The organism is Oleiphilus sp. HI0080 (assembly GCF_001635135.1).
Genome location: NZ_LWFU01000428.1, coordinates 1 through 9,182 on the forward strand (window position 1 = coordinate 1; position 9,182 = coordinate 9,182).

11 protein-coding genes and 1 tRNA gene are annotated in these 9,182 nt (G+C 46.9%); 4 read left to right on the forward strand and 8 right to left on the reverse strand.

Annotated elements, in window-relative coordinates; genetic code table 11:
* Nucleotides 1-2,483: methionine synthase (gene metH, locus A3751_RS08160; RefSeq protein WP_068454219.1), on the reverse strand; the 2,483-nt coding region annotated here is incomplete at its 3' end.
* A gap of 201 nt (nt 2,484-2,684) precedes the next feature.
* Between metH and nfuA the strand changes: the two genes are divergently transcribed.
* The gene (nfuA, locus tag A3751_RS08165) at nt 2,685-3,266 is read left to right on the forward strand and encodes a Fe-S biogenesis protein NfuA (RefSeq protein WP_068454222.1); all 582 of its coding nucleotides are present in this window, start codon (nt 2,685-2,687) and stop codon (nt 3,264-3,266) included.
* 75 nt (nt 3,267-3,341) lie between these two features.
* Here nfuA and A3751_RS08170 read toward each other — a convergent pair whose 3' ends face one another.
* The 6 genes from A3751_RS08170 to A3751_RS08195 all read right to left on the reverse strand — a co-directional run bounded on the left by A3751_RS08170 (nt 3,342) and on the right by A3751_RS08195 (nt 6,487).
* Nucleotides 3,342-4,361, reverse strand: a complete 1,020-nt coding sequence (locus A3751_RS08170) for a glycosyl transferase family protein (protein WP_068454225.1) — start codon at nt 4,359-4,361, stop codon at nt 3,342-3,344.
* Between the two features lie 27 nt (nt 4,362-4,388).
* A complete protein-coding gene (locus A3751_RS08175) occupies nt 4,389-4,697 on the reverse strand; it encodes a TusE/DsrC/DsvC family sulfur relay protein (protein WP_068454228.1) in 309 nt (102 codons plus the stop codon).
* Nucleotides 4,694-5,002, reverse strand: a complete 309-nt coding sequence (tusB, locus tag A3751_RS08180; RefSeq protein WP_068520188.1) for a sulfurtransferase complex subunit TusB — start codon at nt 5,000-5,002, stop codon at nt 4,694-4,696. Before tusB ends, A3751_RS08175 begins: the two co-directional genes overlap by 4 nt.
* A gap of 4 nt (nt 5,003-5,006) precedes the next feature.
* Nucleotides 5,007-5,357 (reverse strand): DsrE family protein, encoded by a 351-nt coding sequence (locus A3751_RS08185; RefSeq protein ID WP_068454234.1) that lies wholly within the window; start codon nt 5,355-5,357, stop codon nt 5,007-5,009.
* Between the two features lies 1 nt (nt 5,358).
* Entirely contained in the window at nt 5,359-5,751 is a 393-nt protein-coding gene (gene tusD / locus A3751_RS08190; RefSeq protein WP_068454237.1) for a sulfurtransferase complex subunit TusD, read from the reverse strand.
* A gap of 94 nt (nt 5,752-5,845) precedes the next feature.
* On the reverse strand, nt 5,846-6,487 hold the full coding sequence (locus A3751_RS08195; protein ID WP_068454246.1) for a Bax inhibitor-1/YccA family protein: 642 nt from the start codon (nt 6,485-6,487) through the stop codon (nt 5,846-5,848).
* Nucleotides 6,488-6,723: 236 nt separating this feature from the next.
* On the opposite strand from A3751_RS08195, the gene A3751_RS08200 reads away from it, so the two are divergent.
* Nucleotides 6,724-6,814: transfer RNA gene (locus A3751_RS08200), tRNA-Ser, on the forward strand.
* Between the two features lie 21 nt (nt 6,815-6,835).
* On the opposite strand, the gene A3751_RS08205 is transcribed toward A3751_RS08200, so the two are convergent.
* Nucleotides 6,836-7,066, reverse strand: coding sequence for a hypothetical protein (locus A3751_RS08205; RefSeq protein ID WP_068454240.1), 231 nt, complete (start codon nt 7,064-7,066; stop codon nt 6,836-6,838).
* A gap of 217 nt (nt 7,067-7,283) precedes the next feature.
* Between A3751_RS08205 and A3751_RS08210 the strand changes: the two genes are divergently transcribed.
* Together A3751_RS08210 and A3751_RS08215 are read left to right on the forward strand one after the other, a co-directional pair.
* Nucleotides 7,284-7,790, forward strand: a complete 507-nt coding sequence (locus A3751_RS08210) for an SRPBCC family protein (RefSeq protein WP_068454243.1) — start codon at nt 7,284-7,286, stop codon at nt 7,788-7,790.
* Nucleotides 7,791-7,994: 204 nt separating this feature from the next.
* Nucleotides 7,995-9,182 (forward strand): GEVED domain-containing protein (locus A3751_RS08215; protein ID WP_197466236.1); only part of this gene is annotated, 1,188 nt, incomplete at its 3' end.

Below are 9,182 nucleotides of genomic sequence, written 5' to 3' on the forward strand. Positions count from 1 at the left end.
TTCAGGCCATCGCGTTGTATTTCTTTTGCGACATGGACCATTTCGTCGAGTGACGGCGTGATTAATCCACTAACGCCGATAACATCGACATTGTGCTCCTTTGCCGCCGCTATGATTTTGTCTGCAGGAACCATGACACCTAAATCGATGACTTCGTAATTGTTGCATTGAAGGACAACGCCCACGATATTTTTGCCAATGTCGTGCACGTCGCCCTTAGCGGTCGCCATTAGAATCTTGCCCTTGGATTGTGCTTTGCCGCTTTTCTCTGCTTCGATATAGGGTATCAGGTGAGCAACCGCCTGTTTCATTACGCGAGCGCTTTTAACTACTTGTGGAAGGAACATCTTGCCGGCGCCAAATAGGTCCCCAACGACGTTCATGCCATCCATTAATGGGCCTTCAATCACTTCGATTGGACGGGCGGCTTGTTGTCGCGCTTCTTCTGTATCGTCGACAATAAATGTAGTGATGCCTTTCACCAAAGCATGTTCTAGGCGCTTATTGACAGGTAGCTCCCGCCATTCCAGATTTTCAACCTGCTTTTCTCCGCCAGTGCCTTTAAATTTATCCGCTATTTCAAGTAGTCGGTCTGTGGCATCGTCTCGCGTATTCATGACCACGTCTTCAACGCGCTCTTTCAATTCCGGGTCGATTTCATCATAAATGACGAGCTGGCCAGGATTCACGATACCCATGTTCATGCCAGCTTTAATCGCGTGGTATAAAAATACAGAATGGATGGCTTCGCGCACTGCGTCATTGCCGCGGAATGAGAATGACACGTTGCTCACGCCGCCTGAAATGTTCGCGTGGGGGAGGTTTTCTTTAATCCATCGGGTTGCTTCAATGAAGTCGACTGCGTAATTGTTGTGCTCATCAATTCCGGTAGCGACAGCGAAGATGTTTGGATCAAAGATAATATCTGACGGTGGCATACCAAGCCCCACGAGCACATCATAGGAGCGTTTACAGATCTCAATTTTTCGCTCAAAGGTGTCTGCCTGGCCTTGTTCATCAAAGGCCATCACGACAACGGCTGCTCCATAACGCATGCAGGCCTTGGCGTGTTTGACGAACTGTTCTTCGCCTTCCTTTAGGCTAATTGAGTTCACTACGGCTTTGCCTTGAATATGACGAAGTCCTTTTTCAATCACCTCCCACTTCGAAGAATCCACCATGATCGGTACGCGAGAGATGTCCGGCTCAGATGCGATTAGATTGAGGAAGGTGGCCATTGCGCTGGCGGATTCCAGCATGCCTTCATCCATGTTGATATCGATAATCTGTGCGCCATTCTCGACTTGATCTCGTGCGACATCTAAGGCTTCGTCAAACTGCTCGTCTTTTATCAGACGCAAAAAGCGTCGCGAGCCTGTGACGTTGGTGCGCTCACCGACATTAATGAACAGCGTGTTCTCATCTGCAACGAAAGCTTCAAGGCCTGATAGCCGAACTTTCGGTTCAATCGTTGGGATCTTGCGAGCAGGGTACTTGCTAACGTGTCGGGCAATTGCGGCGATGTGCTCCGGTGTTGAGCCACAACAGCCGCCGATAATGTTGATGGAATTGCTTTGTGCAAAGGTTTCGACGATTGCCGCCATCTCTTCGTCGGTCTGGTCGTACTCACCAAATTCGTTGGGCAGGCCAGCATTAGGGTGTGCGCTAACATAACAGTTCGCTTTCTCTGAAAGCTCTTCGATGTAAGGCCTTAATGCGTCGGCACCTAGAGCGCAGTTGAAGCCTATGCTTAATGGCTTGCAGTGCTGTACCGAGTAGAGAAACGCTTCGGCTGTTTGCCCTGATAACGTTCTGCCTGATGCGTCAGTAATTGTTCCGGAAATCATGATCGGCAGCGCGTAGCCTTCGTCTATGAAAAACTGCTCGGTAGCATATATCGCCGCTTTAGCATTCAGCGTGTCGAAGATCGTCTCGATCAGAATGATGTCGGACCCACCCTCGGCAAGGCCTTTTACGGCTTCATAATAGTTATCATAGAGTTCTTCGAAGGTGACATTACGATAACCGGGATTGTTTACGTCCGGGCTGATTGATGCGGTTCTAGAGGTTGGGCCGACGGCCCCTGCAACGAATCTAGGCCGATCTGGCGTCTCGGCGGTTTTTTTGTCAGCCTCTTCCCGCGCAATTCGGGCGGCTTCATAGTTGAGCTCGTAGACTAGCTCTTCCATGTTATAGTCGGCCTGCGATACCTTTGTGGAGTTAAAGGTGTTGGTTTCAATGATGTCTGCACCAGCATCAAGATATTCACGATGGATGCGCGCAATCGCATCTGCTTGAGTCAGACACAAAAGGTCATTGTTGCCTTTGACGTCTTGTTCGATATCCGCGAAGCGTGTACCTCGGTAATCCTCTTCAGAAAAACCTAATCTCTGAATCATCGTACCCATAGCGCCATCAAGAATGAGGATGCGTTCCTCTATTGCCTTTAGGAGGGCTTCGGTACGTAATGCTTTATCTGTCATGGATTTACCTTTTAATGAAATATTCCGGCAGGCTGCCGCTTTCGCGCTTTGTTTAACGAGTGAGCAGGCGCGCAATAATACCTGAACGGAAACTATATTGAAATGTTTTGATATAGATTATATCCGAGTGTTTTACTAGGTCTTTATCAATTCAACGGAAAGGTCTAGAATTAGCGCAAATTCTATCAGGTGTATTTATTTATGGTTACTGTTTCAGATTCGGCGCAAGTGTATTTGTCGTCATTGATTGATAAGCAAGAAGACTCCGGTATGGGGGTTCGTATGTTTGTCACTCAGCCCGGCACAAAAATGGCTGAAACATGTTTGGCGTACTGTAAGTCTGAAGATATTGTCCCTGATGATACAGTTGTTGATCTCAATGGTTTTAAGCTGTACGTCGAAACCAAAAGTATTCCTTTCCTTGAGGAAGCATATGTCGATTACGCAGAGGAGAAGATGGGAGGGCAGCTTACTATCAAGGCGCCTAACGCTAAAATGCCTCGGGTCGATGAAAACTCATCGCTCGAGGAGCGTATAACTTATCTCTTAGTGACTGATATTAACCCGGGGCTTGCGTCTCACGGTGGCGAGGTAAGTCTCGTTGAACTGACGGAAGATAACGTGGCTGTTTTGCGTTTTGGTGGCGGTTGTCAGGGATGTAGTGCCGTGTCCATTACGCTCAAAGATGGTGTTGAAAAGCGTCTGCTGGAAGTATTGCCTGAGCTTGCAGGGGTTAAGGATGCAACTGATCACACGGTGACCGAGAACGCTTACTATAAGTAGCTTGTTCTACTCGCAGGCTTATTTAACAGGCTGCAGACAGTTTGCAGCCTGATTGCTCTATCGCCCTCCGCCTACTTAACTGAGTTGAAAGCGATGGGTATCGCGCGCGCTCCAAGCTTGCTCGGCCTGTTCCATCGCTTCCTGCTGCGTTAGAGCGGGTTGAATGGTCTTAAGAGCGAGAGCTGCAGTAGTGATGATCGCTGCCTCTCCGTATTCATCCTTCGAGTCTCCACACCACAACATCAGCATGTCTTCGAAACTCAACTCTGCGGGCTTGGTATGACGCCGAGAGAACTTGGCTGGCCATTCTTCTGTCGTTAGCTCGCCGTTGGTGCAATCGTATGATACGCAGGCGTTATCCGGATTTCGCTCGATCTCTCCGCCTTCACCCTTCATTGTTACCGTTCGTTTGTATTCGAGTAAGCGAGCTGCCTCCTGATGGAGGGTTAGGTACGGAGGGTGAAAGACCCCCTGCAATATGTTTGGCGCATTAAGGGGGTTGATTAAGCGAGAAAGTGAGTGAACGGGCGAGCGAAGCCCTAGTGTTGATCTCAAATCAATCAACTCTGCCAGCTTTGGGCTTATGCTGTTGAGCGGCATATAACAAAAGTTGCTTTGCGCCAAGGCGTCTTGGCATTCACTCCACGAGGACGCTGTGTTCAATCCCAGTTTGTTGATAATCGTCTCGGTATAAATGCGATTGTTTGTGTGTCCGCTCGCGCCGTGCATGAAGACCCGATAGCCAAGTTGGGAAACCAAGCAGGCTGAAAATATAAACCAAGGTAGGTGGCGTCGTTTTCCTGCGTAGGATGACCAGTCTAAATCAACATGTATTTCTGGTGTTTTGAGATGATCTTTAACCGCGCTTACAAAGCCCGCCAGCTCTTCTGGGCTTTCTTCCTTAACCCGGATTAGCATGAGAAACGCTCCGAGTTGAATGGGCTCTGCTTGATTGCGCAAAATCATGCCCATTGCCTCTTTCGCTTCCTCTAGTGTGAAGGAGCGCGAGCCTTTTTTGCCTTTTCCTAGTATACGAACATATTGTGCAAAAGAGTGTTCAGAGACGCTTTGGCGAATGTTTTCGTGGGTGTTCATTAGTTGTTCACTTCTCGTGTAATGAGGTTAAAGGCAATTTAGAGGTTTCGGAAGTCCTGCGATTTTACTCGCAATTTTTGCAGGGCTTCCTGGGAAAAGCTGCAGAAGGTAGATGCTATTTCCCTTTTTCTCGCCAAGCTCTTCTTTTACTGCTTTAACCAAGATTCGGTTGGCTGGTGAAAGGTCGAATTCCGCGTAGAACTCTCTCAGCAACCAAAGCACTTCCCAGTGATCATCGTTTAGCTCGATGCCTTCTTCTCGTGCAATTGTTACGGCGACTTCTTCGCTCCAATCTTCGAGGTTTATTAGAAAGCCCTGAGGGTCGCGAGGGATCATTCGGCACACCACGCAACAGTTTTGTCCGTCTCAGAGGCGAGGGCGACGAAGGTATCGTATCCGATCTTGCGCCAAGGCATCGCCTTGGGAAGTCCTCTCGCCGTGTGGTCCGTCTCCAAAACATAAACTGTAATGGAATGTCGCTCTATCAGCGAATCAAGCTCTTGTATCGTTCGACTGTCCATGCAGGCATAACAAGCGTCTTCGATCAGTAAAACGCTGTCGCCTGTCGATATTAGTCTGAGCATTTTATGCCATGAAGTCGACTTGCTTGGGCTTTGATTGATGGTGTGAAGAGTAGCCATAGTGTTAGAACCGGATCACCGAATTGCTCTGCGCAAGCAGCGTTTGGTAGCTTTGGTCGTCGAGAAGCGTTGCGTTTTCAGGGAGTTCTTGGGAGCTTGTATCGGAGCCGGAAAAAATATAAAGCAGATCGATTCCATACAGAGGGAGGGCTTTCATCATCTTTGATAAGTTTTTTCGGCCAACTAATCCAGGCTCTTGTGAATTGACAAGCTGATAGATGGCATCGCCTTCAAAGACCAGCTTTACTTCTTGATCGAAACTTGCAGCTGCAAGAGCAAGATCAAGCGCTTCTTGGTTCGCGCTTGATGCAGAGGGAGGCTGCGTGAACACAATGACTAAGGATTTAATACTCATTTCAGGCTCCGAATGTTACAAGACGATCGGCTATGATGTGTGCCTCTATGAGCTGCCCTAAGCCCGAAAGCTCTCCTGATAGGTGCATGTTGTGCGTATCTTTGTTGTGTCGTTTTGCTTCGCTTTCATCAATCAATCCGCGCCTGGCTGCCGCAGCAATGCACGTGATGATTTCAATATTATTTTCCGCAGAAAAAGTTTGCCATTCTGAGTAGATGTTGAGCTCGTCTTGAGGCGGAGTTGCAAGTCGGGTGCTTAAATGGATTCCATCGCGATAAAGAAAAACGCGATAAATCTCATGTCCTTGCTTAATTGCGGCGCGACAAAACTGCAAGGCGGAATAAGGCGCTTGAGAAGAGTAGGGGGCTCCAGTAATTAGAATGGCAAATTTCATGTGGCTTAGTGTAATGCTGTGCGTAGATGAGTGGAAGCTGTATGCACAAAAAAGCCCGCAGCAAGTGCGGGCTTTTATTCAAGTTCTGTTCAAATTAATCTTCGCCAGCGAATGCTGTTAGTAGCTGAAGCAAGCTCAAGAACAGATTGTAAATTGAAACATACAAGCTAATCGTCGCTAAAATGTAATTTCGCTCGCCACCGTGAATAATCGCGCTAGTTTGAAACAAAATAGCCGCAGAAGAGAACAATACAAAGCCAGCTGAAATCATAAGCTGCAACCCTGCGATGTTAGTAAAGAAGCCAATCACCATGGCGCCAAGAAGAACGAAAAAGCCGATGGTTAAAAAGCCAGCCAAAAAACTGAAGTCTTTTCGAGTAATCAAAGCATATGCCGAAAGCCCAAAAAACGTGAAAGCAGTGAGGCCTAAAGCATTGGCGACTATAGGCATTGCTCCAGCACCTGCAAACATGCCAATTATCGGGCCAAGGGTGTAACCCATAAAGCCGGTTAGTGCGAATGTGCTTAAAAGACCCCAAGCGCTATTGCTCAGCTTTGCAGTCAGAAAGAAAAGTCCATAAAAGCCGACTAACGTTACAAGAATGCCCGGGCGTGGTGCGTCCATTGATAGATAAGCCACAAATGCCGAGAAGGCTAATGTTAGGCCCAGAAGCATGTAGGTGTTCTTCAGTATAGAAGCTACGTCTGTACCGAGAGCCGCCTGGCCACTACCCATGACCTGGCCAAGGTGGTCGGCGTCAGCAGAAGCTGCTTTCGCTTGAGGAAACTGTTTATCCTGCATCAAATTACTCCAAATTTTGGGGTGAAAACTATTTAGAAACCTTACGCTTTATAATAGGGTCACAGATCAAAAATACAACTGACAATTCTTTCAGAAATAGGCGTTGACACGCAATTTTTTTCGAGTATTATGCACACCCGTTGTCGCAGTCGTGGCAACGTCAGAAATGCGGTGAGCTGGCTGAGTGGTCGAAAGCACTGGTCTTGAAAACCAGCGAGGGTTAATAGCCCTCCCGGGGTTCGAATCCCTGGCTCACCGCCATTTTTCTTTTCCTGATTTAATTTATGCCTTCGGCTTTTGTCGCGATGATCGATTCAAAAGCTCATCGTTATAGTTCGCCTTCACTCCATTTATAGATATCACTAGACACAGCTGCGTTGTTCCTTGACGTGTTACTCCGAGTTCTAAGGTAAAGTCTCGATCCCAGGCTACCAAAGCATTGGTAATACCTCCTATGGTTTTCAGCTGTTTGCCATCATACGAAAGGGCTCTCGCTAGTTCGCGATCGTTCATTAAAATCCATGCCTTGTTCTGTTGTGAGTGGGTCTATAGCAGCATCACGATTTAACTTTTTTGGAATATGTAATCGATCAATAAAAATTAAAAGGCATTATTCGCTTGGATGAATTATGAAGACGTGTCGCTTAATTTTGCACGAGCGCCCATAATGAGTGTTTAACGAGCTTGGTCATTTCGATGTTAGGCTCCAAAGCCCAAGTGAGTGCATGTTATGAAATTTAAATGCGCTGCGGCGGACATGAGTTTTATTTCTTCAGCTCCGATAACGCTCCAATACGTCGTTGATATAAATACGACTCAGCAACGCGCCTATGAGGCTTTAGAAACCTCATCTTCATGGCCTCATTGGTTCCATGGTATGACGGCGGCTAGTCCTATTCATGAAGATAAAACTGGGCGCTGGCGAGAGGTTACACTAAGCGGTTTCATCCATTTTCGAGAGGAGTTTATCGCTTATGAACCTCCAAGCCATATTGCGTATCGAGTTGCCGCCGTTTCGTTGCCTTATGCAGATGAGCTCGTTGAAAGCTTTTCGATTGAACCTTTAAAAGAAGGCGTAAGGGTGACATACCGCATCGGTTTTAGAGTTCACCAATCGCTGCGGCCTTTAGAGTTTTTGATAAAACGACTTGGTGCGAACGCCTATAGAAAGTCACTGCATGCTTTTAAAGCATATCTCGAATCTGAAAAGGCAAGCGGTTTAGCAGAGCATAATTAGCGATTCGGTTTTCAGTTTGCAAAATTCCGTTCTCAGCATGTTGAAATATAGTGCGCATAATTGACTAACATTCTGATATTTATATAAATAATATGTTTGGCCTTGTTCCTGCTTATACCTTGCTTATCGAAGTACTTTCTTTAAAAGTCGGGTGGTCGTATGTCCCTTTGCAAAACTATTTTTTCGATAGTCTTTTCATTTTTCATGGTTATTAATGTACACGCTGTCACCCCCTTCGACGCGTGTCCAACAGAAGCATTTATAATTCAAACGCCTACGTCAAAGACGATTGCGTATGGTGTTGATCTCTCTACAGGAAGTTACAACACTCTGACACCCGACATGCAGACCAACAAGGTAAACGGCGCAGGGTATAATTTTCATGATGATTACATCTACGGTTGGGACTACGGCTCTGCAACACTTTCCAGATTTGGTAGCGAATACACTCCCGAACCTCTCACCATTGTCAGCGGCAAGATTGGGCGAAACTTTTATGTGGGTGATGTCTCTATAGAAGAAAACAAATGGTTTGGCTATCGATCAGGCCATGGCTTGTATTCCGTTGACTTGAACGATCCTGATGACAGCTTAGTGATGACGCAAGTTGCAACGTCATCTTCGATGGGGAATCCCAATCTTACGGATTTCGCTTTTCACCCGACGAATGGTCTGATTTACGCTGTGGATAACAATGGTTTTTTGAGAACGATTGATCCAATTACGGGTCAAACGACACGGATTCGCGAAGTATTGAATGAAGCTGGCGCAGGTTTTAACTTTGTTTTTGGCGCTCAATTTTTCGACGTAAATAATAACCTTTATCTTAGTAACAATGGCAACGGTTACATATATAAGATCGATGTTTCTGTAAGTGAGCCACAGGGCGTATTTTTTGCGTATGGCCCAACCTCGAGTTCTAATGATGGAGCGAGATGTGCGCTAGCGCCTGTCGTAAGCTCGATAGGATTAGATTTTGGTGATGCGCCAGACAGTTATCAAACTAGTTATGATTCATCGGGCCCGCGCCATGGTGAGAGTTCTTTGCACCTTGGTCTGTTGCTTGATACTGAATCGGACGCCTACGTTTTTCCTTTGAGTGATGACGCTAGCGATAACTCCGATGACGACGACGGTATCAATTTTGTTACTGGTATCGAAATTGGCACTAATTCCGTGATAAGCGCTGTTGCAAGCGAGAGTGGTGGATTTCTCAATGGCTGGGTCGATTGGAACCAAGATGGAGTGTTTGATTCCGCTGAGCAAATAGTAACTGACGAACCGCTTGCTAGCGGACAAAATTCGATCTCTTATACGATTCCCGTGTGGGCAAAAGAGGGAGGCACTTGGGCAAGATTTAGGTTGAGCAGCGTGGCTTCAATAGGCCCGGCA

Bases quoted from the DNA above. Each gene is read 5' to 3' on its own strand.
- nfuA (WP_068454222.1), top strand. From the start codon at position 2,685: ATGGTTACTGTTTCAGATTCGGCGCAAGTGTATTTGTCGTCATTGATT.
- A3751_RS08170 (WP_068454225.1), bottom strand. From the start codon at position 4,361: ATGAACACCCACGAAAACATTCGCCAAAGCGTCTCTGAACACTCTTTT.
- A3751_RS08175 (WP_068454228.1), bottom strand. From the start codon at position 4,697: ATGATCCCTCGCGACCCTCAGGGCTTTCTAATAAACCTCGAAGATTGG.
- tusB (WP_068520188.1), bottom strand. From the start codon at position 5,002: ATGGCTACTCTTCACACCATCAATCAAAGCCCAAGCAAGTCGACTTCA.
- A3751_RS08185 (WP_068454234.1), bottom strand. From the start codon at position 5,357: ATGAGTATTAAATCCTTAGTCATTGTGTTCACGCAGCCTCCCTCTGCA.
- tusD (WP_068454237.1), bottom strand. From the start codon at position 5,751: ATGAAATTTGCCATTCTAATTACTGGAGCCCCCTACTCTTCTCAAGCG.
- A3751_RS08195 (WP_068454246.1), bottom strand. From the start codon at position 6,487: ATGGGTAGTGGCCAGGCGGCTCTCGGTACAGACGTAGCTTCTATACTG.
- A3751_RS08205 (WP_068454240.1), bottom strand. From the start codon at position 7,066: ATGAACGATCGCGAACTAGCGAGAGCCCTTTCGTATGATGGCAAACAG.
- A3751_RS08210 (WP_068454243.1), top strand. From the start codon at position 7,284: ATGAAATTTAAATGCGCTGCGGCGGACATGAGTTTTATTTCTTCAGCT.